Source organism: Zavarzinella formosa DSM 19928 (assembly GCF_000255705.1).
GTDB lineage: Bacteria > Planctomycetota > Planctomycetia > Gemmatales > Gemmataceae > Zavarzinella > Zavarzinella formosa.
Window position 1 is genome coordinate 593,892 of the sequence record NZ_JH636444.1, and the last position, 24,149, is coordinate 618,040.

Sequence of the window (24,149 nt, forward strand, 5' to 3'; positions counted from 1 at the left end):
CAAAAGGAAATCGCCGCGAAGATCGTGGACAAGAAAGGGGACTACCTGCTGGCGGTGAAAGAGAAACAGCCTCGCTTGTTCGAAGACATTGAACGCCTGGCCCTGGCGGCGGCGGAGAACGACTACGCGGGCCTGAGCCGACACACGACGGAGGAGCAAGGACATGGCCGGCGGGAGTGGCGATCCTGCTTCGTGATGACCGATTTGGAGACGATCCGGGACCGTAATCTCTGGAAGGAATTGAAGTCGTTGGTGTGCGTGGTGCGATGTCGAACCGTCAACGGAAAAGAGAGCCATGAGACCCGCTATTACGTGAGCAGCAAACGAGCCGGGGCAAGAGCGTTTCTCGAGGCCAGCCGGGGTCACTGGGGAATCGAGAACAACTGTCACTGGGTGCTGGACATGGCGTTCGCCGAGGATGACAGCCGCCTGAGGGACGGCCATGCGCCGGAGAACATGTCGCTGGTGCGGAAGATCGCCCTGGCGATGCTGAAGAAAACGCCGGAGAAAATGGGCATCAAGAATCGACGCAAGAAAGCCGGCTATGACAACGATTACCACGAACGTGTTTTAAGCAATTTTCCGGGAGATTAGATACGTTCGCCCTGCCACATACCCCAGTGACCTCACGGATGCCCAATGGCCGTTGATCGAGCCCCACATCCCGGTTTATCCGGAAGGCCGACCCCGCAAGACGGACATGCGGGATGTCGTCAACGCCATCCTTTACCTCTTGCGGTCCGGTTGCCAATGGCGGCTTCTTCCCAAGGATTTCCCGCCCAAGAGCACCGTCTGGAAGTATTTCGACCAATGGCGTCAGAACGGCACGCTCGATACCATCCACGACCAATTGCGACGCCAAGTCCGCGCGTCGGAGAAACCGTATCACCCCCGCACCACCGCCAGTGTGGACAGCCAGTCGGTCGACACGACCTCGGGCGGCGAACAACGCGGCCGGGACAACGCCAAGAATGTCGACGGCCGGAAACGGCATATCGTCACGGACAGCATGGGGTTGCTGCTGGCGGTCTTGGTGACGGCGGCGAACGTGGACGACGCGGCGGCGGCCCCGGAATTGTTCGGACGACTGGAAGGGCAGCCGGTCAGTCAGGTTCGCAAGATGTATGCCGACCAGAAACACCACAACTGGTCCCTTTACCAATGGACGGAAGAGAACGTCGATTGGAAGCTGGACATTGTCCGTCGTCCGGAGGGGGCAAAGGGGTTTGTGCTGCTGCCGATCCGATGGACGGTCGAACGGACCTTCGCCTGGCTGGGCCGTTGCCGTCGGCTGAGCCTGGACCGGGAAAAGAGCGTCCGTTCATCCGAAGCCTATGTCAAACTGGCCATGATTCACCTCATGGCCCGACGACTTCGGCCTTCTTACGCCGATCCCGCTTTTCAATACCACAACGCCGCCTGACACCCTTGTGGGACAGTCTCTTAGCTCGACTTGTGCACTTTTGGAGGCCGCCTCGGACATATGGATGGGGTAACGACACACCCAGACCATCGCCCAAGGACGGCCGCCATGATTCTACCACCCGAAGCCGCTTCGTTGCTCGAAGTCTTTGCCCCGTTGTTCACCCAACCCACGTTTCATCGCTTTGTCACCCTCTTGGCGGGCGTACTGCTGACACCCGGCCGTCGGACCGTGGCCAACGTGCTTCGCACGCTCGGGCTTCTCGCCCCCGGCCATCCCGCCAGTTACCGACGAGTTTTGTCTGCCGCCCGTGGGTCCGGCGTCGAACTCGGTGGCGTCTTGGCGGGCTTTCTTCTGAAACACTTCGTCCCGGACGGACCGGTGGCCTTGGTCGGGGACGACACGGTTGACGGTCATCCGGGGCGTCATGTTTATGGCAAGGCCCGGCATCGCGATCCCGTCCGGTCCTCGCACTCATACACCGCCTGGCGGTACGGTCACAAATGGGTGGTCCTGGCTGTTCTGGTCCGGTTTCCAGGGACCACCCGCCCGTGGGCGCTGCCGATTCTCGTTGACTTGTATCGCACCGCCGAGGACGACCGTCGGCGAGAGCGGACGCACCGGACCCCGGCCCGACTCATGTGCCGCCTGTTGCGGCTGGTCCTGCTCCGCTTCCCGGACCGGCGTTTCACGTTCGTCGGCGACGCCGGATACGGCACGCACGAGGTCGCCCGCTTTTGTCACCGGCATCGGGACCGGCTCGCGCTGGTCAACAAGTTGCACCCGGATGCCAACCTGTTCACCCCGCCGCCGCCATACACGGGCAAGGGGCGTCCTCGCGTGAAAGGGGACCGACTGCCCAAGCCGCGCGAGGCGGTCGCCGGGGCAAAACGGCTGAGGCGGCTGACGGTTGGCTGGTACGGCGGCGACGTCCGGCGGGTGGGAACCAAGTCCGGGCTCGGGCATTGGTACAAGGCCGGGCAGGGATTGGTCCCGATCCGATGGGTGTTCGTCCGTGATCTGACCGGGACCCACCGGGACGAGTACTTCTTCACCACCGACCCCGCCCGGACGCCGACGGGCGTGATCGAGCCATATTGCGGGAGGTGGAATATTGAAACCACCTTCCAGGAATGTCGCTCCTGCCTCGGGTCGGAGAGCACGCGGGGATGGTGTCAGGCCACGGTCTTGCGGGCCGCCCCCTGTCTGTTCGGTTTGTACTCGGTGGTGGCGGCCTTGTATCATCTGCTGCCGGAAGACAAGCGGGTTGGCCGGGTCGACTGGCCCGGGAAGGCTGGCGTAACCTTCTCCGACGCCGTCACCACCGTCCGTCGCCGGTTCTGGGACGAGGGAGTTTTTTCACAGGCCTTCGACGAGGCGGGTGTGAAAAAACTAACGCTCCCTTTGCGGGAATTCCTGCTGAATCGGCTGGCGATGGCTGCGTGATGGGGTTGAGAAGTGCACAAGTCGAGCTGAGACCAAAGTCCCAGATGACATGAGTGCATCTGAAAGGACAAGCACAAGAACACTCTTGGTGAAAAACATAACGACCTGAGACTATGGCTCACCAACACCGGTTAAACCGGCTCGGCCAGCCGCAGCGTTCGGTTCGGCACTCCCAACGATCAATGTCCTTATTTCCGCATCCAAGCACGCTCAACAGCGATTCATGCGCCAGCCTCGAACTTGATGACGACCCCAGTCAGGTCGTCCAGTTGCACCTGCCCCTCGGAGAATTCAGCCACGCCGCGCAACAGGGCCTGCACAATCTCGTCAGGCGTTTCGTGCTGGTGTCCCCGGACGGTGTCCAGTGCACGTTGGATGCCGAAGGGCAACCCTTCGGGTGAAAACGCCTCGGTAACCCCGTCGGTGAGCAGGAATAAGAGGTCGCCAGGTTGCAAAGTAATCTCCATCGCGGTCGGTAGCTCGGCGGTCGGTTCGATGCCCAAAGGCATACCCGTACTTTGGAGAACCGACTGCACGTCCCCGTGTCGGTCCAAGATGTAGCCGGACGGGTGACCCGCGTTGCAGTAAAGGAGGGAGCGGGTGCCCGGATCGATCCGTGCCAAGAATACCGTGACAAAATGATCCGGCGGCAGACTCTCCGCGAGGCACCGGTTAGTGCGGGCGAGAATCGTCCCGGGGTCGTCATGGCTCAGGGCGAGCGAGCGCATCGACGCCCGTGCCTGCACCATGACCAGGGCGGCACCGATGCCGTGCCCGCTCGCATCCCCAATGGCCAGGCCGAACGCGGTGTCCCCGATGGCGAAGCAATCGTAGTAGTCGCCGCCCGTCTCCTGGCAAAACCGGCACGCGCCGCCGAACTTGAAACCAGGCATCACTGGCATGGTTGTAGGCAATAGGCCTTGCTGGATATGACGTGCCAGATCCAGTTCGCGGTTCCGGTCGCGTATGGTGTGCTCTGCCCGACGGCGCTCGATAAACTGAGTGATCTGGCCAGCGATGCCGGTCATCATGTCGCGGAGTTGGGCATCCGGCTCCTGAATCTGCCGGCTGTAGAACTCCAATGCGCCGAGGAACTCGGCCCCGCTCCGGATCGGAAAACAGCACGCGGCGTGCAACCCCTCCCGGTCGGCGATTGGCGCGAGGGGGAGGTCGGCGCCGGATGCCACGTCGGGGACCCAGACGATGCCTTCCCCGCCCCACACGCGCCCGGGCAACCCGACGCCCCGCTTTAAGGTGCTTCGCCAGTTCGCCTGTTCAAACTCGGGCACCTCGACGGCCGGAGCGTGCCAGACGTTGACGCAGCGAAGCACGTCGGCTTTGTCGTCCACGACCCAGACCGCGCCAACATCCCAACGGAGAGCCTCGCAGATGGCCTGCATAATGCGTGGAGCAGCGTTGGTAATCTCGGCGGACTCGGCCAGGGCGCGGGTCACTGCTTGCTCGGCCAGAAGGAAACGCTCGAAGCGATTGCGCTCGCCGAGGTAACCATCCAGCAGTTCCGTTTCGGCTTCCTGCCAGTCTTTCAGGTAAGTGCCGGCGGCTCGGCCTCGCACCACCCATATCTCGTAAGCCCGGGCGGCGATCGTGCCATGAAACGGGAAATTCTGCTCCCGCGTTGTCGGACCTTCGATTCCGTCGGATTGGGGAAGGGTCATGTCCACCCTCCAGACCCGACTCGCAGGTTCTCCCAATCACATTTCAACTCGATTATCCGCACCCATTCAGTGACCCGGGAGGGAGTCAGCCACCCGGCGGCGAGTTCGGTCGTTCGTGTCATAATGGTCCGGCTTTCTTGGATGGGTTCGGTCCGGCGGCACAGATTTGGCGATCGGACATGGGGCGTCGGGTGAGAGTAGGACATCATGTTGCAGGACGGCCTGCCGACGGATGGCGCGGGACATTAGAAACGGCCGGGGATTGGCTTTTGGATCACTTCAAACACCGAAGGTCGGCCTGTGTCCGCCAAAGTTCAGGGCAATCCAACGTGGTGGAGGAGACGTTCGATCACCTCCAATTGAGGCGGCGAGGTGACCGGCGGTTCAAACATGGATGATGACGGAACAACCCTCGCAAGGCGAATGACGGCGATCATGATTTCTTTCAAGATGAGAAGTGAAAGGGGTTTGCCGGGCGACGCGCGGGCGGTCTTCGTCTCATACGGGCGATGCCCGCCGCCAGCGACCGGGTGCGGTCCGCCGGGCGTCCGCGGGTCGTGATCGCGATGTAATAGAGGCCGCGGCTTGCAACCGTCTCGCGAATTCGCAGCCGTCCATTTCAGGAAGGAGGAGTTCCGCAATGGTCGCGTCGGGCGGGAACCCGGCGGCAAGGTTGATGGCCCCGGCCCAGTTTCCGGTGATCGTAGCGTCGTGCCCATACAAACGGAGTAGCAAAGCCAGCGAATCGGCACCGTTTTGGTGCGGGTCGGCGATCAAGATCGACAGAGGGCACGCCGGCGACATTGCGGAATCCATGGGAGGCGTGTTCGGCCGGACGGGAGAGGTCTGGCGGCTCGGATCCGACCCGTCGCCACAGCGAGAGACAAGCGAATGGTAAGAGGAGATGGGGACGATCTCCATCCGATACCGTACCCATAGGTGGAATTTAGAGATTTACTTTTTCCGTCATGCCGCCTTGATTCGCTTGCACGGCTCGCGGACGGACATGTTTTTCCATACTCAGTTTTTGAGTCGTCACGGGTGTTGGGCGGACCAAAGTGACTCTTCCTTGGAAGGAATCTCCGTTCCCTCCGTGATTTCAAACGTGTCTACCCGTTTGCAGACGTCCCAGATTTCTTCTTTCAACTCCCGGACATCCTACTTCACGTCAAGGATGGCTTCCTTCATCTGGCGGAGAAGATCTTTGGTTTCGCCGCTCAAGTCCGCGATCCTCTGGAGCAGGGTCTCTGGCCGGGGGCGGCATTCCGGCAGGCCAGTTCCTGGTCTTGGGAGTCCAGACGCATGATGCGGTCAATCATTTTTCAACACTGCTTCCAGTTCGGCGGGTTCGGCGGCCTTGGATAAAAGGTAGTCAATTACAGCCTCTCCGCACTTTCGCAAATGTTCCACGCCGGAATTAGCCGACATCACCACCAGTTTGTGGTCCACGAGTTTGTTCTTATGGCAGATTATTTCGGCCAGCGAGCACCCGTGCGATGATCGGCCGGATGTCGGAAGTGCGCGTGTTTGGCGAGGCGGGCGACGCAGTGGAAGCCGCTCTCAAAGCCGCAAAACTCACCCCGAGCTTGATCGTGCTGGAGTGGGTCGAGCCCGGGACAGCCATGGCCGCGGTTTGGGACGGTTGCCGAAAAATACTCGTCCTAACCGGCAGGGTTTTCTACCCAACCCTCGAAGTGTTGGCCGTAGGTGTGGAAGGCTGCGGTGCGGACGGGAGACATTCCACACCGCACGGCGGGCTGTCGTCCCATCTCAAAGGCGGGAATCGGGGAGACGGTCATTCGCTCGTCACACCAGGCGATCACCACGTCCAACTGCCGGATCGCCGCGAGTCTGTCCGCGGCCGGCACCCACTTGCCCGCCGAGGCCCTGAACGTTATCGCGATTTGATCGGCTGATTTGCGGGCCTTTTCTATGATGCGGGCTGGGCAGTCCCCGTCATCGCAACGGTGCAAGACCGCGCGTACTGTCCGGCACCACGACCGGAGTCGATTGGGAACGTTCGGGGAGAGATCGGGCATGGCCTCGTTCCGGTCGTCGATCGTGTAGGTCGACAACGCGGCGTTGTATGCGTCGAACGCCCTCCGAAGCGAGCGCAGGTGCGGAACGGAATAGCAAGACCCGACGCGCAGAGCCCCCCAATCACATTTCAACTCGATCACCCGCACCCACTCGGCGGCCCGGGCGGGAGTCAGCCGCCCGGCGGCGAGTTCGGTCATTTGTGTCATGATGATTCGGATTTCTCGAATAGATTTGGTCCGGCTGCAAGAATACTGTGACCGGACAACAGACATGGGGTGAGGGAGGAACGTAATGCCGGCCAGCATGACGCAGGAGGGCCTGCCGGCAGATGGGCGGGGTCATCCGGGACGGCCGGGGATTGGCTCTTGAGTCACTTCAAACAGTGGCGGAACGACCCTCGTCTGCAAGCACAGCGGCTCGGGGCTTGCACCAGGCTCTGGGACGAATGGCACTTAGTTAAGGCTTTGGTTTTTTCTTTTTCTTGGATTGTTCGCGGTCCACGGGTCGGGGGACGTTGAGGGAGTCGTAGGGTTTCGGCCGTCGTTTTCTTTTGCGGGGCTCGACCCGGTTGGGTCGGTTGCCGACGCGATGACGGGCGATGGCATCGAGCATTTGGGAGTAACAGGCCTCGGCCTGCGGCGGGGTCATCATGGCCAGGTACGGCGTGAAGGCCAGCAGCGCCATGAGCGTGGTTTTGAAACTGATCCGGTCCGGCAGGACGCCGTGCCTATCGGCGGCGTCGGCCATGACCTGCCGCACCAGGTTGTACGCCAGCAGATGAGCCTGGATTTCCAGGCGGACCATCCCGGGAGTCAGGCCGCGCAGCACGTCCATTTGCAGGGTCTGTTTCAGGGAACGGAGATCAAGCTCGGCCTGCCAGCGGACGCGATACAACGCCGCCAGGTCGTCCGCCGTGTGGGCGTCGTCGAGCAACGTGGTCACCACCACGAAGCGTCGGGAGCGAAAGCCCGGAACGGCCTTGCTCACCCGTGACTGACGCACCATCAGCCGGGGCGGCAGGCGCCGGTGAGTCTTCTTGTTCATCCAGCCGGGCCGGGACGGTTTGTCCCACGCCACCACATGGTCCCCCCGGCCCAGACGGCGGCCGCGGCGAAAATCAACCCGGCGTCCGTGGTTCAACCGCGTGACCATGTCGACCCCGCGTTCTTGCAGGAGGGCCAGGTCAAAATAGCCGCCGTACAGCCGGTCGCCCAGCAGAATGTCCCCCGGCTCCAGCGTGTCGTGCAAGGATCGCAACAACGAGGCCTCGCCGGTCTTCTTGCCTTTGTACGGGCCGATCGCCATCTCCAGAACCGTTCCGACGGACAGGGAGAACACCACCACCAGACGGGCCGGCGGGAAGCCGCAACCGGGTCGTTGGGCCTTGGGTTGCGGATAGGCCCGCTAGTTCTCCGGGGTGTCGGGCATGGTGACGGTCGTGCCGTCGGCGATCTTGACCGACCGCCCTTTCCAGCGCCACGAGCGGGGAGCCTCGCGGCGGTGCAGCCGGTGGCCGACGCCCCGGGCCAGTTGTCCGGCCATCCCTTCGGGGAGACGCTGGCGGGCCTGGCAGTAGCCGCCGGTGTTCGTCGAGCACGGGCCTTGTCCGGTCGCCTGACGCCAGGCGGCAAACCGCAACACCGCCTGCAAACAGCATTGCATCGGGTCGAGGACTTGGGAGAGGAAAATCCACAACGTCACCCACGGCGGATACAGACGGTCCCGAAACGTCACGCCGGACGCCCGGAGCGCCTCCGCCACCAGTTCGGCGTCCAGAAGCCGGGAGAATGGCAACGACGGCTCGGCGGCCAGTTGTCGGCGGACCGAATCCAAACGACGGGCGGTTCGCCCGGAAAAGCATCGGGACATGCGGGGCCTCCGGGCCGATATTCATCCCCCGTGACGGGGGCCGGAGGCCTTTGTACAAACTCATTGGCCCAAATGAGTTAATTCTTAACTAAGCGCCATTCGGCTCTGGGCCTGTCGCTTGGTGTACTCAATGTATGCGTCATTCCCCGCCTCGACGTGGCTCGCTCCCGGCAGCTCCCTCAGCCGGCCAATGATGAGAAGGCCGGGGCCATTGCGTTCAGGCATGGGACGTTGTCCTGTGAAGGTTGTCAAAGGACCGACGCCCCAGGGAAATGAAGGAGTGATTCACAAGACTGTCGGCGCATTCGCATTGTACTGCGATCCCTAAAAACCGCTTTGCCGAACCGGTGGTCCCGATCAACGTGCACCGTGGTTGCGTCGGAACGGAGGCGAGGCGTGGGACGATGCGTTAATGATGGTATTTGGCTCCAAACCGGGGAATGGGCAAGAATCGTTCCCAAGGGCACGACTGATGCAGCAACTGGAACTCCCCGGCCGATTGCCCTCTTATCCGAGGCGAGGTTCGGGAACGTAGATTGAGGGGACAACAACATGTCAGACCCGAAGAACGTGGCCCACGACAAAAAAGTGCAGCAAGAGAAGAACCACAACGGCGAAGCACCTAAGCCCGCTGTGAACGAGAAACCCAAGCCGGGGAAGAAGCAGCCCGCCAAGAAGGACGCCGACTCAACCGGGGAGAAGAAGTCCGATTCAACGACGCCCTGACCTTGTGGAAGGGGTGCGGCGGTGAAATCGAACGGAGGCATGCCATCGTGGCATCGGCTCTCGCTGCCCCCGCCCTTGCCTTCGCGACGTGCGTTGGCGAGGGGAGATTCGCAAAGTTTTTAGGACCACAACACTGCATGTCCCGGTTCCAACTATCTCGCCATTTTTCCACACCCAAATCATTCATGATGAAGGTGCTTCTCGCAAGGCATTGCCCGCGGAACAGTGCGTGAATGCGCATTGCGCAAACGAGAAGCGGATTAATGGGAGATAAGTTGGAAATGCGTCTGTGGGCTGGAAATGAAATGGCCGTGAAGGCGTGGCCATCTTCAATGGTCTCCCTGAAATAGGAGGGATGCGACCGGGCTGGCCGGACTGATCATCGGGGCCGACGAGCACCCGATCACTGCCATGATCCTTGGAGCGACCCGACGAAGATCGTGTCATTTCTCCACCTCCCGACGGTCATGAACGGAGCCGTGATGATCACGTCCCGCCGCCATTATGAATTCATCCAAACCAATTGCCCGTTCGACCTCACCAGCGTCACAGGCCGTCTCCAGACGGCCTCCCGCCATTAAGAGTTCATCCAAATCATTGGCCAGGCGGGGAGGGAACGACACGAAATACAATCGCGATTGTTCCGGTTCAAGCAACTGTGGAGGAGGGGCGCGATTGTCCGCGGCTGTCCGCGATTGGAACAGCGCGCCGGCCCGGTATCGGACAGTCGCGCGTCATTCCCGACTGAACAAACCGCCCCGGCGGCCGTGAGCCGTCTTATTAATTTTGGGGAATGGCTCCGGTCGACCACCGCCGCGCTACTGATTCCTCCTACACTGATGGCATACCCCACGGGCAAAGGCGTGCCAATGTCCGCAAATTCCGCCCACCTCTTCTCCCCCAAGCCACACGATCTCGTCCTCGCCATCAACGCTGGGTCGTCGAGCATCAAATTCGCCGTCCATGCGGCCGGAAACCCGCCCCGGCGAACACTCGTCGGGACCGTCGAGCGAATCGGATTAGGCGAGGCCACCCTGCGGATCGCCCGCCAAGATCAACCTGCGGAACGGCTGCCGTTCGCCGCGGGCGATCCGGCTCAGGCGGCGGCCTCACTCATCGAATGGCTCGACGGGTCTGGCGAACTCGGCCGCGTGACGGCTGTCGGCCACCGCCTAGTCCACGGAGGCCGGAAGCGCGTCGACCCGCAAGTGATCACCGAGGCTGTGCTCGCCGACTTGCGAGAGGCCGTCCCGCTCGATCCCGCCCACCTGCCCCTGGAGATTCGGCTGATCGAGGCGCTGGCCGCACGACGGCCGGAAATGCCCCAGTTCGCTTGTTTTGACGCCGCCTTTCACAAAGAGCTGCCGCCCGTTGCAGCCCGGCTCCCGATCCCGCGCCACTACGCCGACGCAGGCATCCGTCGCTACGGGTTCCACGGCCTCTCGTACGCCTTTCTGATGGAAGAACTCGAACGGGTCGCCGGGACCGGCGCAGCGCGGGGCCGGTCATTCTGGCCCACCTCGGCTCCGGGGCCAGCATGGCGGCCGTCAAAAACGGCCGGTGCGTTGACACCACCATGGGCCTCACGCCGACCGGCGGGCTGATGATGGGCGCCCGCACGGGCGACCTTGACCCGGGCGTTCTGGTCCACCTCCTTCGATTGGAGAACCAGACGGCCGACTGGCTCGACGACATGGTCAGTCGTCGGTCGGGCTTGCTGGGCGTGTCCGGAACCAGTTCGGACATGCGCGACCTGCTGGCCCGGCAGGCCGCCGACCCGCGGGCGGCCGAGGCGGTGGAAATGTTCTGTTACCAGGCCCGAAAATGGATCGGCGCGCTGACGGCCGCCCTCGGCGGATTGGACACGCTGGTGTTCTCTGGCGGGATCGGCGAGCACTCTCCGGAGGTCCGGGCCCGCGTCTGCGCCGGTCTTGGGCATCTCGGGATCGACTTGTCATCGGCCGACAATGCGGCCAACGCCTTGGTGATTTCCCCCGGCATCGCCCCCTTCGCGGTCCGGGTCATCCCCGCCAATGAAGAACTGATGATCGCCCGCACGGTTTTCCGCTTGATCGAGGCCCCCCGTGAGTGACCAGCCGACCGCCTCCCCGTCCGACGAGGCGTTGAAGAAAATCAACGCCTACTGGCGGGCCGCGAATTATTTGTCGGTCGGCCAGATCTACCTGCTCGACAACCCCCTCTTGCGGGAGCCGCTGACTAAAGCGCACGTCAAACCCCGCTTGCTCGGGCACTGGGGCACCACACCGGGGCTAAACTTCATCTACGCCCATTTGAACCGGGTCATCAAGCAGGACGACTTGAACGTCTTGTTCGTCACCGGGCCGGGGCACGGCGGGCCGGGGATCGTCGCCAACGTCTATTTGGAAGGGACGTACTCCGAGGTCTACCCCCACGTCTCGCCGGACGAGGACGGGCTCAAGAGGTTGTTCAAGCAATTCAGTTTCCCCGGCGGCATTCCGAGCCACGTTGCCCCGGAGACCCCCGGATCGATCCACGAGGGGGGCGAACTCGGGTACGCCCTGTCGCACGCCTATGGGTCTGCGTTCGACAACCCGGACTTGGTCGTCGCCTGCGTCGTCGGGGACGGAGAGGCCGAGACCGGCCCGCTGGCCACCGGCTGGCACTCGAACAAATTCCTGAACCCGGTCCGGGATGGGGCGGTGCTGCCGATCCTGCACCTGAACGGGTTCAAGATCGCCAACCCGTGCTTTCTCGCCCGCATCCCGGAGGACGAACTCCGCAAGTTGATGGAAGGTTACGGGTACGCTCCGCACTTCGTCACCGGGCGAGAGCCGATGGCCGTCCACCGTGACATGGCCACCGCCTTGGATGCCTGCCTTGCGGAAATTCGCCGTATCCAAGCCGATGCCCGGACGAACGGCTTCCGCGGCCGGCCCGCCTGGCCGATGATCGTCCTGCGGACGCCGAAGGGGTGGACCTGCCCGCACGAGATCGACGGCAAGGTGGTCGAGGGCTCTTGGCGCAGCCACCAAGTGCCGATGGCCGACGCGCAGACGGACACGCACATTCAAGTTTTGGAAGGCTGGTTGAAGTCATACCGCCCCGAAGAGTTGTTCGACCCGGACGGTCGGCTGATCCCCGAATTGGCCGAACTGCCCCCCGCGGGCGACCGGCGCATGGGCGCCAACCCGCACGCCAACGGCGGCCGGCTCCTGCGGGAACTGGCGTTGCCGGACTTCCGCAAATACGCCGTGTCGGTGTCGGCTCCGGGTTCGGCGACCGCCGAGGCCACGCGGGTGCAGGGAACGTACATGCGGGACGTGCAGGCGCTCAACGAGGCCGCGCAGAATTTTCGGCTGTTCAGCCCGGACGAGTGCGCGTCCAATCGCTGGCAGGATGTCTTCGAGGCGACCGGCCGCTGCTTCGTCGGGGAGACACGACCGGGAGACGACGCCCGCCTGTCGCCGGACGGGCGGGTGATGGAAGTCCTCAGCGAACACCAGTGCCAGGGGTGGCTCGAAGGTTACCTGCTGACCGGACGCCACGGGTTCTTCAGTTGTTACGAGGCGTTCATCCACATCATCGACTCGATGTTCAACCAGCACGCCAAGTGGCTGAAAGTCTGCCGCCACATTCCGTGGCGGCGGCCGGTCGCGAGTTTGAACTACCTGCTCTCGTCACACGTTTGGAGACAGGATCACAACGGGTTCAGCCACCAAGACCCGGGGTTCATCGACCACGTGGTGAACAAGAAGGCCGGGGTGGTGCGCGTGTACCTGCCGCCGGACGCGAACTGCCTTCTTTCGATCACCGACCATTGCCTGCGTAGCCGGAATTACGTGAACGTGGTGGTGGCCGGGAAACAGCCGTCTCCCCAGTGGCTGACCATCGACGAGGCGGTGAGACATTGTGACGCCGGGGCCGGGATCTGGCCGTGGGCGGGCACCGCCGGCCCCGGCGAGCCGGACGTGGTTCTGGCTTGCTGCGGAGACGTGCCGACGCTTGAAATCCTGGCGTCGGCCGATCTCCTGCGGGGACACCTGCCCGGTCTCCGCGTCCGGGTGGTGAACGTGGTGGACTTGATGGCGCTTCAACCGCCGGAGGAACACCCGCACGGGCTGGGCGACGCCGCGTTCGACGCCCTGTTCACGACGGACAAGCCGGTCATCTTCGCGTTCCACGGCTACCCGTGGCTGATCCACCGCCTGACCTACCGGCGAACAAACCACCGAAACTTGCACGTGCGCGGGTACAAGGAAGAGGGAACGACGACGACGCCGTTCGACATGTGCGTGCTCAACGAGATCGACCGGTTCCACCTTGTCAAAGACGTGATCGGGCGGACGCCCGGCCTTGCCGCGCGGGCGGGGCGCGTCGTCCGGGCGATGGACGAACGACTGGCGGCGCACACCGCATATGTCCGCGAACACGGCATCGACATACCGGACATTAGCGGCTGGCAGTGGGGCGGCCCCGCCACAGAGCCGGTCCCCCCGCCCGCCGCCGACACGGGCGCGGACAACGGCTGAGCCTATCGCGGGGGCGCGGATGTTGTTTGCGCATCGCAATGAAATCGGAGCGAATCATGGCCTTGCCGACTCCCGTGCTGCCGAAGCGGCTTCCGCACGGACCTCACGCGCCCGCGACGGCGGTCAAGGTCTCGCCGCTGCTGGTCGAAGCCTCGGGGGCCGGGGCGGACGCCGTGCTGCGAAAACTCCTGACGTCAAAGGACGGCCTCTCCGATGACGATGCGGAGAGGCGATTGCGGGAATACGGCCCGAACGTCGTGGCAAAAGACGAGCGCCATCCGCGCCTCCGCCTGTTCCTGAACGCCGTCATTAATCCGCTCGTTATCCTGCTGGCCGTCCTTGCGGGCTTCTCGTTTCTCACGGGGGACCACCGGGCCGGCGCCGTCATGGTCCTGATGGTCGTCCTCGGCCTGGCCACGCGGTTTCTGCAGGAGTCGCGGGCAAGCGCCGCCGCCGCCAAACTCCGGGCGATGATCAGCGTCCACGCGACCGTCATCCGCGGCGGTCATTTGCGGGAGGTCCCGATCGCAAGCCTGGTTCCCGGGGACGTGGTCGAACTCGCCGCCGGCGACATGGTTCCGGCCGACGTCCGGCTCCTGTCCTGCAAGGACTTGTTCCTCACCCAAGGCAGCCTGACCGGGGAGTCGTTCCCGGTCGAGAAATTTGCCGCCGCGGAAGACGCCGCCGGCCGGCCGCCCCTGGAGTTGTCCAACGTTTGCTTCCTGGGCACCAGCGTCGAGAGCGGGACGGCCGCGGGAGTCGTCGTGGCCACGGGCCTGACGACCTTCCTCGGCGGCATCTCGGAGTCCCTTACCGACCGGCAGCCTCCGACCAGTTTCGACCGGGGCATGACCCGGTTCACCTGGCTGATGATTTACTTCATCCTGGTGATGGTTCCGATTGTCTTTCTGATCAACGGGCTGACCAAGTCGGACTGGGCGGGGGCCTTCTTCTTTGCGATGGCCGTCGCGGTCGGGATGACGCCGGAGATGCTCCCGATGATCGTCGCCGTTTGTCTGTCCAAGGGAGCCATCGCCATGGCCCGCAAGAAGGTCGTTGTCAAACGGCTGGCCTCGATCCAGAATCTGGGGGCGATGGACGTCCTCTGCACGGACAAGACCGGCACGCTGACCCAGGACCGGATCATCCTCGAAAAATACTGTGACGTGGCGCTGAGGCAGGACGACGAAGTGCTGATCCTCGCCTATCTGAACAGCCACTTTCAGACCGGCCTGAAGAACCTGATGGACCGGGCCATCCTCACGCACACGGAAATTCACGCCCACCCGGCGTTCCCCGAGTACGCCAAGGTCGATGAAATTCCCTTCGACTTCTCCCGCCGGCTGATGTCCGTCGTCGTCAAGGCGCCGGACGGCTCCCACCGGCTGATCTGCAAAGGCGCGCCGGAGGCCGTCTACGAGCGTTGCGCCGGCTACTGGCGGGACGGGCAGTTTCATCCGTTCAGTCCGGCGATCCGGGCTGACCTCAAACATGAGTTCGACCGGTTGAGCGCCGAGGGCTTCCGCGTCCTCGCCGTGGCCTGGCGGGACTTGGAAGCCAGGCCGGCGTACTCGAAGGACGACGAGCGGGAACTGACTCTGCGGGGATATGTGGCGTTCCTGGATCCCCCCAAGGACACCGCTCGGGCGGCGATCGCCGCCCTTCAGGCGGGCGGGGTGGCGGTGAAGGTGCTCACCGGCGACAACGAACTCGTCAGCCGCAAGATCTGCCGGGAAGTCGGAATCGCCACGGATTCCGTGTTCGTCGGGAGTCAGGCGGAAGCGATGTCCGATTCGGACCTGGCGAAGGCCGTCGGCACGGGGACGCTGTTCGCCCGGCTGTCGCCGGCCCACAAGCAACGGATCATCAACGCCCTGCAGGGGGCGGGCCACGTCGTGGGATTCCTCGGGGACGGCATCAACGACGCCCCGGCCCTCCGGGCGGCCGACGTGGGCATCTCGGTGGACACGGCGGCCGACATCGCCAAGGAATCGGCGGACGCCATTTTGATGGAGAAAGACTTGCTGGTGCTCGCCGAGGGTGTCCGCGAGGGCCGGAAGGTGTTCGCCAACATCCTCAAGTATGTGCGAATGGGCGCCAGTTCCAACTTCGGGAACATGTTCAGCGTCCTGGGGGCAAGCGTCTTCCTGCCGTTCGTCCCCATGCTTCCGATCCAGATTTTGGCGAACAACCTGCTTTATGACCTGTCTCAAGTCGCTATTCCGACCGATGACGCGGACCCCGAGCAGGTCGCCCGGCCGCGACCATGGTCGATCAATCAAATCACCCGGTTCATCCTGTTTGTCGGCCCGTGCAGTTCCGTGTTCGACTACGTCACTTTTTTCGTCCTCCTGAATGTGTTCGGGTGTTGGGACCCCGCCAACGCCTCGCTGTTCCAAACAGGCTGGTTCGTGGAGTCCCTGCTGACACAAACTCTGATCATCCACGTGATCCGCACCAACCGCATCCCGTTCCTTCAAAGTCGCGCGAGTTGGCCGCTGATCTGGTCCTCGGTGGCTGTCATGGCCGTCGGGGCCTCGCTTCCGTTTTCGCCCGTCGGACCGCTGCTCGGGTTCACGCCGTTGCCGTGGCTCTATTGGCCGCTCGTCGCCCTGATCCTTCTCGGGTACGTCGTCCTCACCCAGACGGTAAAGACCTGGTTGCTGAGGAAGAACTGGGTGGCCGGATAGCGAGACCGGCGAGACCATCCGCAATGGGATATCCGAGCGGGGGACGGTTCTTAAAAACAATTGCACAACCGAAGGACTTCCCCCCGCCAGCCGGCAAGAGATTTCAGTGATTCGCCGATGACCCCCGCGGAATCAATTGCCTCCAAAATAAAGGCCGGCCGGTGTGACACCTTCGCCGGGAGTTGGCTGCGGGGTATTGAATGTTCCGTCGGCAGTCGTCGGGATCCGTCAAGTGTCGGGAACGTCCGCGTGCTGGAGCGCGCTTTCAACTTCCTCCGGCCAGGGCAGGAAATCGCCTTCCCTCGCGATGATGGACACGCCGTTCGCAAGGACGGTGAACTCTCCAAACCCGCCGTCTTCCACATCCACCCGGATGCCCATGCCTGACCACAAAAAGGCCGCGAGGTTCCTGGCGTGACCGCGAATAGTCGGGCAGGTGACACATCGTCTGATCACTGTCTTCACGGCCGTCTCCGAATGGCTTGCCACACATGTGTCCTTTTTGCCCACACCGAATGCCCGCGTTTGACCGGCGGGGAGAAAGCCTGTGTTCTGCCGGGGCGGGGAAAACATCATTCGCGGAAAGGGTGATTTCGTCATCTGCCCCGTCCCGCACCCGAGCCTGAATTATTCAAGCAGGCAGTCCAGGGCTCGTAAATGTTGTCAATGAACACCGGAAAGACGGCTGGAGGACTGCCCCGACTGCCACCGATGAAGACCGTCATGGTCTCTTTCGGTCTGATCCGCGGAAGTGGCCAGGATGCGGGTGATGCCCGCCATGGCGGCCATCAGGTTCGGCGGGCTTGACAAGGCGCATGACGATGCCCGATGCCAGCGACCATGTGCGGTCCGCGGGTCGTCCGCGGGTTGTGATCGCGATGCAATAGAGGGCGAGGCGGGCCGAAGCTCTCAGCCGTCTCGCGAGTTTGCAGCCGTCCATGTCGGGAAGGCAGAGTTCCACGATGAGCACGTCCGGCGCGGACCGGGTGGTGCTGGCAATGGACCCGGCCCCGCTTCGGGCAATGGTGGCGTCATGCCCGTACAACTAGAGCAGCAAGGCCAGCGATTCGGCGCCGTCTTGTGTGGGTCGGAGATCAGGATCGACAGGGGGGCACGGCGGCGACATTGCGGAATCCATAGGCGGCGTGTCCGGCCGGACGGGACTGGTGTTGGGGCACGGGGCCAGCCCGTCGCCACGGTGAGAGACAAGCGAATGGTAAGAGAACGCAGTGACGATATCCGTCCGATACCGTACTATTCGATGGAATTTGGCTTTTTACTTCACTGCCGTACCTCATCAGTCGTCGGCACGACTCTTCAACGTTGCACAGTGAAATCTTTGGGCGGGCGAGTGGGGCGTCCGGAAGGTTTGATGTGGTAAAACAATCGGCAGGAATCCGAAGTGGGACGGCCCGCCAGACTCAGTTCATCTCCTCGGACTGACGCGCGTCGTCGGGTGAGAGGCGTTTGCACTGCAGTGGTGGATGGCCGGTATCGCCGGCCGCCAGTCGGTCGGCCGCCGTAATTCACTTCATCGCGCTTTCGCCACCGCTTCCGTGCTTTACAAGGCTCAGCTTTTGAGTTTTCACGGGCGTAGGGCGGGGGAAGGCGGCTATTGTTTGGGCGGGATCGACGATTACTCGCTGATATCGGGCGTGTCTGCCCGCCCGCCGACGTCACGCTTCACGTCCACGATGTCTTCCTTCACCTCGCGAAGAAGTTCCTTGGTCTCGACGCTCACGTCCGCGCTCTTCCGGAGAGCCATGTCCTCGATTTGGAAGGCCAGCCGCGTGCTGCGATCGATCATCGTCAACGCCCTTTCCAGCTCGGCGGGCTCGACGGTCTTGGACAACGAGTAGTCGAATCCGGCGTTTTCACATTGGCGTGTGTGCTCCTCGCCGGAATTGGCCGACATCACCACCATCTTTGGCGCCCGCCAGTTTGGCCTGACGACGGAGCATCTGGGCCAGCGCGTACCCGTTGATCTTTGGCATTCTCACTTCAAGGATGAGGCAGTCGGGGGTGTCCTTCAAGGCGACCCGAAACCCCTCTTCGCCGTCATAGGCCACCGAGGCCGAATGCCCCCACTGGCCGATGAGCGCGGCCAGCATGTCGGCATGATCTCGGTTGTCGTCAACAATTAAAACCCAGATTGACACGGATGCGTCTAGCTTTCCTTGGGTGAATCGACGTTTGAACCCGGAGATGGGCGGTTCGCGAAAACATTATGCGATTCGCATGCCCTTCGCCGCGTGATCGCACACACCAGCCGTAGGGCGTCGGCCATCATGAGCGGACGACTGCCTGTCGACGGGTCGGGAAATAGGTGTGACATCATCATCAATGGCTAATCAGTTTCGCCTATCGCTCGCGTGACATGACGCATCGATAAGGGCTAACGGGAATAAATCAAAGCTCAAAGATGACCACTTGGGGAAAAGTCTGTCATCGCCCGGGATTTTCTGACCTTTTATGGGCATCAAGAGCCGTTTGGCCGGTTTATACTCGTTTTGCCGGCCGCGATGGCCGCGTGGATGGAGGCGCAGTGGGATTGCAATTAAAGCGGTCGGTCCGCGATTGGCCTGGGCTAGAGGCGTCGTCGTGCGAGTGCCACGGGTTCGTCCGCGCCCAGGTCGTGCGGTTGCTGCCCTGAATCACCGTCACGACCGGGGCACAAAAAAAGAAAAATCAAATTTCCACCAATAGTACAGTATCGTACGGAAAGATTCCCGGCCCACCCTTACCATTTGATGAACTCTCGCCGTGATAACCTCCGAACACGACCACCCAACTATCCCGTCCATGTGAAAGCATCCAATGGTTGCCCCTATGGCGAAAAAGAACGGTCTGTCAATCCTGATTGCCGACCCGCACGCGGTCGTGCGCGAGGGGTTGAAAACGATCATCAACCGCGACGCGGGTTTGACGGTCGTCGGGGAGGCCCACGACGAGCCGGGGGTGTTGAGGCTGGCCGCCGCCCTCGACCCGGAGGTAGTGGTTTTGGGAATGGCGTCCGCGCTGGCTGTCGGGAGGCTGCGGGATCCCCGCTGACAGATCATCGTCCTGACCGGCGAGGCCAGCGTCTCGGTGATTCGCGACCTACTTGAGGCGGGAGCCCATCGTTGCGTGTCAACGCGGGCGACGTCGGAGCAATTGATCCAAGTGATTCGGCTGGCGGCGCGGGACGGGACCCGGCCGGCGGTCGCGGAAGCGGTCCCGAACGACGGTCACTCAACTGGAGCGGCGGGGTTGAGCGGGCGAGCGGACCAGGCGGTGCTGATGATGGCCATGGGATACTCGAACAAGCAGGTGGCCGCCCGGTTGCGGGGCGGCGTGAAGACGGTGGAGACGTTCAAGGCCCGTTCGATGGAAAAACTTGGCATTCGCAACCGGATTGACCTTGTCCGGCACGACCTTCGTCATGGGTGGCTGGAAGACCTGCTGAACGATCAACCCCCGGCGTCGGTGAAGACTCCCGGGGGCCGTCACGGCGGGCAAGATATGTTTCAGGAATGAAGGACCGTTTTTCAACACCCGGGTGTCCCATGTCCGATGTGAAAACCCTGCTCGTCACCACGTCCGGCACCTCTACCCACGACATCCCCGTCGGGGCGGACGGCTTTACGGCGTCCGGAGTCATTAAGGAGTTACTGGGAAAACGTGGGTGGGTATTGATCGCGGACAGGTCTCTGTCGTCGGAGTTCACCGTATGGAGCGTGGAGCCCAAGCAAAATTCCGGATGCAAGGCCTCGATGTCCATCAACTTGAGACGAAATACCAAGGCCGAACTCGCTTTGGAGAGCCTCACAGGACAAAGGCTGTTCGTCATTGGGGACATGCTCTTTGTCGGCGCGATTTCTAACGGTCCAGGGAAGGGACAGGCTTCCGAAATCGGTCCGGAAAAGGTGTCGGAACTGATGCGGCTTTCACCGGCTCACGGGCCGTGTTAGCTCTTCGCCGCGGACTCATGCGGCCGCCGGTCCGGCGGGCGCGGCTTGGGGACTTTCCGCAGCGTGTCATTTCACGAAACGGGGGCATCCCCACTCTTTTGTCTTGACGGCTCTGCGGCCTGATTTGGGTCAGTGAGTCGGGGGATGTGGATGTCAAATGTCGGTGATCCGGGCCGTTCGTGAGGCAATCGACCGGTCGAAGTCGTACAATCAACTCGTCGCGCAAGTTTATCTTCCCGACCCATCAGATCCGTCAAACATCGTGCGGCCTTCCCGACGACGTTTCCACCCTTCTGGCGTGCCACTCCCATCACCATTCAAGACTGAGTTGAGCGATGTCAAAGAATATGCGCACTTCGAGGCCGGAAGAATTTGAGTCCCATGGCCAGGAAGACTCGGGCGCGAGGGCGACGGCCATCCGCGTCGCCGTCCTCAAGATACTCGGGCGCCCGCCGCGGTTGTTCCGGGTGTCCGTCATTCCACTCTGGGGGGATCACTTCCGCGTCAATGTTCTGGTCGGCGAGGAGTTCACGGCCTTGACCATCCCAAACAGCTACTTCCTGACCGCCGACGGAGCCGGGGTGATTCTGACCTGTCAGCCACCCGTCCGCAAGCAGTTTGAACCGTCGCAGGCCGGGCTGGCGACTTCGGAGCCCTAACCTCACACGCCCCTTTGTCGCTCCGCGCCGGCCGGGTACAATAATGATCATACTACCCGCCACTCATACCGAATCGCATTGATTGCTTGCCAAGGCGAGGTCTCAAGGAACCCCTCCGGCTCCCCCTTGTCAAGAGGGGAGCCGGAGGGGGCTTGGCTTTAACATTCCGTCAGTGATCAAAGCGATTCGGTATCAGACGCCTCCGGCCTCGCGATTGGTGTTTTGCCCGGAACCGGCCGCGAGCCATCATCGTCAGTCCTTTCCGCACCAGAATGAATTCCCATGTGCTTCTCCCCCGAAGCCAGCTTGTCGGCCGGGCTGGTCCTTTTGCCTGCCGAGGCCTGCGCCCTCTCCCTCGCCGAGCGCATAGACCGGCGGTATCTCCCCCTGGCCGCTATTCCGCTGATTTTCGGCATTCAGCAACTCTGCGAGGCGGTGGCGTGGGTCGGCATCAGACGGGGGAACCACTTCTAATTCACCTTGCGTCGCTTGCATATCTGTTGTTCGCCATCGCGGTCTGGCTGGTCTGGATGCCCCTCTCGGCCGCGGCGATCAAACCCCCGAGATGGAAACGAATACTGTTTTTCGCATTTCTCGCTTTGGGGTTGGCAGTGGCAGTGACGGGATCCGGGATGACCGTGGCTCAAATCTACCGCGGGGAAGGCGGGCCGGTCATCCAAACGCACTCGATTCAATACGGATTCCCGGACCGGGCAGATGGCTGGATTCCGTGGGTGTGGCGAAAGTTCTACCTCGCGGCGTCCGCACCTTTGCTCCTGTCGAACGAATGGCGAGTGCGGACGTTTGGCATCCTCATCATGCCCTCGGCCGTCAAGTCTTACGTTCTCTTTCATTACGCCTTCGCGTCTGTCTAAGCACCTAGCCGGGGATGGGTATAATGTTTCATGCTACACCTTCACCTGACTGACACCCAACGAATCGAACTGCAAGCCCTGCGTCGGACGAACCTCTCGACGGTATCGCGAAACCGGCTGGAAATGATCCTGTTGTTTGACTTGGGCTGGTCGGCTCCCCGAATCGCCACGTACCTCGGCTGTCACCCGCACACCACCCGGGCCGCCCTCAAGGGTTTCCTCGCCAGCGACATGGCCGCATTCACGCCCGAGTTGCCCGGCCCCGAACCGGACCACGTCCGCCGCGAACGCGTCACCGGACGGCTGGCCGAACTCCTCGGCCAAGACCGGACCTGGACCAGCCGACAACTCGCCGAGGTTCTCCGTCCCGACGGCGTGGCCATCGGCCATCGTCAAGTTCGTCGATACCTGGGCCTGTTGAAGGCCGGATACCGGCGGACCGCCCAGACCGTCGGCCACAAGCAAAACCCGAAGAAAGTTGGACGGGCCGAACGGGTTCTGGACGGATTAAAAATAAGCGGACGCCGGCCGGGTGAGGCTGTTTTACCTTGACGAATGCGGGTTCAGCCCCTCCCTGCCGACCGGCTATTCGTGGCAGCTTCCCAAGCAACGCAAGCGGGTGAAATACGAATATTTGCAAGGCCGGCGGATCAACGCCCTGGCGACGTATGAGCCGTTCGCCCCGGTTCCGGACCTGACCGCCGTCCCGTTCGAGCGGACGCTGACCGCCGATGACCTGGTTCAATACTTCCGGCGCCTGCCGACCGACTCCGTTCCCCGCGTCGTCGTTCTGGACAACGCCGGCATCCACACGAGCAAGGTGACCAAGGCGGCGCGGCCGGAACTGGCGAAGCAGGGCATCTATCTCTATTACCTGCCCGCGTACAGCCCCGAACTCAACCGGATCGAACCGGTCTTCAAACAGATCAAGCATCACGAGATGCCCGTCCGCAGTTTCACCACCAAGGACGATCTGAAAAAAGCCGTCGAAGACGGCTTTGAACGCTACCGCCATCGACTCCGGTCAAAATGTTACAACGAACCCCGGCTAGCTGCTTAGTGCTTCTTCGCGGCCGTGCTATCGGCTGATGTTTGCCTAGTGTTGTGCCGGTTGCCCCGGCGAGCTTCCGGGGACGAACCATTGCAGCCTGACACCACGGACCCCGCCGTGTCAGACTCATAAAATCGTCGCGAGGCCGTTGCGCGCAATGGAGGATCTTCACGCCTTCCTAGCCACGCTGCTCTTTTTGCTTTATCACGCCGCCCGTCACATCATCCTGCGAATGGGAAGGGGCATCTGCCGGGCAGAACGTCCACAACAACACAACGTCTCATTCAGGCTTCCGCTCGACGACACCCCGCGACCAGGATTGCCATCAATGCGAGATGTCATTTTGGGAATAGCATCGGTGATTGAAGGCATGAGAGTGGCAAATGCGGTCGGTTGAGCATCGCGGGTGTCACGCCCGGGCGGGCAGTCTCTCATTCACTCCCCCAAACATTCGTGCGAGACTTGTCAACGAAAAAAGCCACCCGTTCGGATGGCTTTTCGCTCACTGTCTGAGAATCGAGTTATCGGCGAGGTTCAATCGTGCCGCTGTCGGAACGTTTAAGCACCATGGTGCAAACCGACTTGGCCTGCGGCTGGCCCGACTGGAACGATGTTTCGGTTCCGCTAGCCGGTTTCACTTCGCTTGCCTGCGTGGTTTCGTCGTGCAGGCAGATGGCCAGAAAGTCCTTGGTCAGAATATAGGTTCCAGTTTTGGCTCCCTTTCCGGTCTTGTCGTCATCCGTTTTGTCATCCGTGGCGACATTGGGGTCGATTTCAGTGACCCGAATCTTGCCCTGGGAGCCGAACTCGACTTTCATCGACTTCTGGCTCTTGGCCTCGGCGCCGGTGAAGCTGACCATGTTGCCCTTGAACATCACCGACTTGTCTTTCGCATCGGCCACCGGAACCCCGTTCTTTTCGATGCAAACCACCGTCCAGTTGCCATCCATCATGATTTGGTCGGCGGGACTGGCTTTTGCGGCCGGATCGCCGGCGCCCAATGCCATCGTCAACACTAATGCGAACATGCAAAACTCCATGAGCCGTTTGAGGAAACGCGGAGCCCGGCCCTTCAGCCCGCCGCGAGGTTGAGCGACCCCGCCAAGGGCGGGAGTCGTTGACCGGGGACACCTGGAGTCAATCGCCCCGTGCCAGGGATCATTCTTGATCCAAGGAGGACGGCACCACGGTGGTTGACAGTGTCGCCGGTCGTCTCCAAGGTCAGCAATGGAC

The 24,149-nt window shown here is 62.3% G+C and carries 25 protein-coding genes and 1 pseudogene; 16 read left to right on the forward strand and 10 right to left on the reverse strand.

All coding sequences use genetic code 11. The features are described from left to right. The 3 genes from BGIM_RS67385 to BGIM_RS0131560 all read left to right on the forward strand — a co-directional run. Positions 1–594, forward strand: a 594-nt coding sequence (locus BGIM_RS67385; protein ID WP_238537761.1) for an ISAs1 family transposase, incomplete at its 5' end; no start/stop codon positions are given. Then, positions 590–1,423, forward strand: coding sequence for an IS5 family transposase (locus BGIM_RS0131555; RefSeq protein ID WP_029630955.1), 834 nt, complete (start codon positions 590–592; stop codon positions 1,421–1,423). The genes BGIM_RS67385 and BGIM_RS0131555, both read left to right, overlap by 5 nt. A gap of 108 nt (positions 1,424–1,531) precedes the next feature. Further along, entirely contained in the window at positions 1,532–2,869 is a 1,338-nt protein-coding gene (locus tag BGIM_RS0131560; protein ID WP_020473660.1) for an IS701 family transposase, read from the forward strand. 221 nt (positions 2,870–3,090) lie between these two features. Here the strand turns inward: BGIM_RS0131560 and BGIM_RS0131565 are convergent, their stop codons facing one another. From BGIM_RS0131565 to BGIM_RS61670, 5 genes and pseudogenes are all read right to left on the reverse strand, one after another. Beyond that, positions 3,091–4,545: a SpoIIE family protein phosphatase gene (locus BGIM_RS0131565; RefSeq protein WP_020473661.1), complete on the reverse strand. Its 1,455-nt coding sequence runs from the start codon at positions 4,543–4,545 to the stop codon at positions 3,091–3,093. 1,311 nt (positions 4,546–5,856) lie between these two features. Beyond that, a complete protein-coding gene (locus BGIM_RS63555) occupies positions 5,857–5,994 on the reverse strand; it encodes a response regulator (protein ID WP_020473664.1) in 138 nt (45 codons plus the stop codon). 212 nt (positions 5,995–6,206) lie between these two features. Continuing rightward, the gene (locus BGIM_RS0131585; RefSeq protein ID WP_020473665.1) at positions 6,207–6,791 is read right to left on the reverse strand and encodes a hypothetical protein; all 585 of its coding nucleotides are present in this window, start codon (positions 6,789–6,791) and stop codon (positions 6,207–6,209) included. A gap of 250 nt (positions 6,792–7,041) precedes the next feature. After that, positions 7,042–7,956, reverse strand: a pseudogene (locus tag BGIM_RS61665) (IS4 family transposase); the annotation flags it as partial. Between the two features lie 33 nt (positions 7,957–7,989). Continuing rightward, a complete protein-coding gene (locus BGIM_RS61670; protein ID WP_020473667.1) occupies positions 7,990–8,454 on the reverse strand; it encodes a transposase domain-containing protein in 465 nt (154 codons plus the stop codon). Between the two features lie 552 nt (positions 8,455–9,006). Here BGIM_RS61670 and BGIM_RS65640 point away from each other — a divergent pair. The 5 genes from BGIM_RS65640 (at position 9,007) to mgtA (ending at position 16,381) form a co-directional block, all read left to right on the forward strand. Beyond that, entirely contained in the window at positions 9,007–9,180 is a 174-nt protein-coding gene (locus BGIM_RS65640) for a hypothetical protein (RefSeq protein WP_020473669.1), read from the forward strand. A gap of 869 nt (positions 9,181–10,049) precedes the next feature. Further along, on the forward strand, positions 10,050–10,784 hold the full coding sequence (locus tag BGIM_RS67900) for a hypothetical protein (RefSeq protein WP_261339991.1): 735 nt from the start codon (positions 10,050–10,052) through the stop codon (positions 10,782–10,784). Next, complete coding sequence (locus tag BGIM_RS67905; protein ID WP_261339992.1) at positions 10,718–11,272, forward strand: hypothetical protein; 555 nt, start codon at positions 10,718–10,720, stop codon at positions 11,270–11,272. The genes BGIM_RS67900 and BGIM_RS67905 overlap by 67 nt, the downstream gene beginning before the upstream one ends. Beyond that, on the forward strand, positions 11,265–13,691 hold the full coding sequence (locus BGIM_RS0131615; RefSeq protein ID WP_020473671.1) for a phosphoketolase family protein: 2,427 nt from the start codon (positions 11,265–11,267) through the stop codon (positions 13,689–13,691). The genes BGIM_RS67905 and BGIM_RS0131615 overlap by 8 nt, the downstream gene beginning before the upstream one ends. Positions 13,692–13,747: 56 nt before the next feature. Further along, positions 13,748–16,381 (forward strand): magnesium-translocating P-type ATPase, encoded by a 2,634-nt coding sequence (gene mgtA / locus BGIM_RS0131620; RefSeq protein WP_157369563.1) that lies wholly within the window; start codon positions 13,748–13,750, stop codon positions 16,379–16,381. Between the two features lie 228 nt (positions 16,382–16,609). Here mgtA and BGIM_RS61675 read toward each other — a convergent pair whose 3' ends face one another. The 4 genes from BGIM_RS61675 to BGIM_RS0131640 all read right to left on the reverse strand — a co-directional run bounded on the left by BGIM_RS61675 (position 16,610) and on the right by BGIM_RS0131640 (position 18,540). After that, positions 16,610–16,846, reverse strand: a complete 237-nt coding sequence (locus BGIM_RS61675) for a hypothetical protein (RefSeq protein WP_084760218.1) — start codon at positions 16,844–16,846, stop codon at positions 16,610–16,612. Between the two features lie 256 nt (positions 16,847–17,102). Further along, entirely contained in the window at positions 17,103–17,426 is a 324-nt protein-coding gene (locus tag BGIM_RS68415; RefSeq protein ID WP_020473674.1) for a response regulator, read from the reverse strand. Between the two features lie 591 nt (positions 17,427–18,017). Next, the gene (locus tag BGIM_RS0131635) at positions 18,018–18,296 is read right to left on the reverse strand and encodes a response regulator (RefSeq protein ID WP_020473675.1); all 279 of its coding nucleotides are present in this window, start codon (positions 18,294–18,296) and stop codon (positions 18,018–18,020) included. Beyond that, positions 18,256–18,540 (reverse strand): response regulator, encoded by a 285-nt coding sequence (locus tag BGIM_RS0131640; RefSeq protein WP_020473676.1) that lies wholly within the window; start codon positions 18,538–18,540, stop codon positions 18,256–18,258. Before BGIM_RS0131640 ends, BGIM_RS0131635 begins: the two co-directional genes overlap by 41 nt. Before the next feature lie 658 nt (positions 18,541–19,198). Here BGIM_RS0131640 and BGIM_RS58620 point away from each other — a divergent pair. From BGIM_RS58620 to BGIM_RS53395, 8 genes are all read left to right on the forward strand, one after another. Beyond that, positions 19,199–19,432: a response regulator gene (locus BGIM_RS58620; RefSeq protein ID WP_020473677.1), complete on the forward strand. Its 234-nt coding sequence runs from the start codon at positions 19,199–19,201 to the stop codon at positions 19,430–19,432. Positions 19,433–19,507: 75 nt separating this feature from the next. After that, positions 19,508–19,897: a response regulator transcription factor gene (locus BGIM_RS58625; RefSeq protein WP_020473678.1), complete on the forward strand. Its 390-nt coding sequence runs from the start codon at positions 19,508–19,510 to the stop codon at positions 19,895–19,897. A gap of 29 nt (positions 19,898–19,926) precedes the next feature. Further along, positions 19,927–20,331 (forward strand): hypothetical protein, encoded by a 405-nt coding sequence (locus tag BGIM_RS0131650; RefSeq protein ID WP_020473679.1) that lies wholly within the window; start codon positions 19,927–19,929, stop codon positions 20,329–20,331. Between the two features lie 335 nt (positions 20,332–20,666). Further along, the gene (locus tag BGIM_RS53385; protein WP_020473680.1) at positions 20,667–20,990 is read left to right on the forward strand and encodes a hypothetical protein; all 324 of its coding nucleotides are present in this window, start codon (positions 20,667–20,669) and stop codon (positions 20,988–20,990) included. Between the two features lie 282 nt (positions 20,991–21,272). Next, positions 21,273–21,464, forward strand: coding sequence for a DUF6629 family protein (locus BGIM_RS0131660; protein ID WP_020473681.1), 192 nt, complete (start codon positions 21,273–21,275; stop codon positions 21,462–21,464). A 158-nt stretch (positions 21,465–21,622) separates the two neighbouring features. Next, positions 21,623–21,865: a hypothetical protein gene (locus tag BGIM_RS63565; RefSeq protein WP_020473682.1), complete on the forward strand. Its 243-nt coding sequence runs from the start codon at positions 21,623–21,625 to the stop codon at positions 21,863–21,865. Positions 21,866–21,895: 30 nt separating this feature from the next. Continuing rightward, positions 21,896–22,417 carry a helix-turn-helix domain-containing protein gene (locus BGIM_RS53390; RefSeq protein ID WP_020473683.1) on the forward strand — a complete coding sequence of 174 codons (522 nt, stop codon included), beginning with the start codon at positions 21,896–21,898 and terminating at the stop codon, positions 22,415–22,417. Next, positions 22,398–22,925: a transposase gene (locus BGIM_RS53395; protein ID WP_020473684.1), complete on the forward strand. Its 528-nt coding sequence runs from the start codon at positions 22,398–22,400 to the stop codon at positions 22,923–22,925. The genes BGIM_RS53390 and BGIM_RS53395 overlap by 20 nt, the downstream gene beginning before the upstream one ends. 512 nt (positions 22,926–23,437) lie before the next feature. Here BGIM_RS53395 and BGIM_RS0131680 read toward each other — a convergent pair. Further along, positions 23,438–23,944, reverse strand: a complete 507-nt coding sequence (locus BGIM_RS0131680; protein WP_020473685.1) for a hypothetical protein — start codon at positions 23,942–23,944, stop codon at positions 23,438–23,440. Between the last annotated feature and the right edge of the window lie 205 nt (positions 23,945–24,149).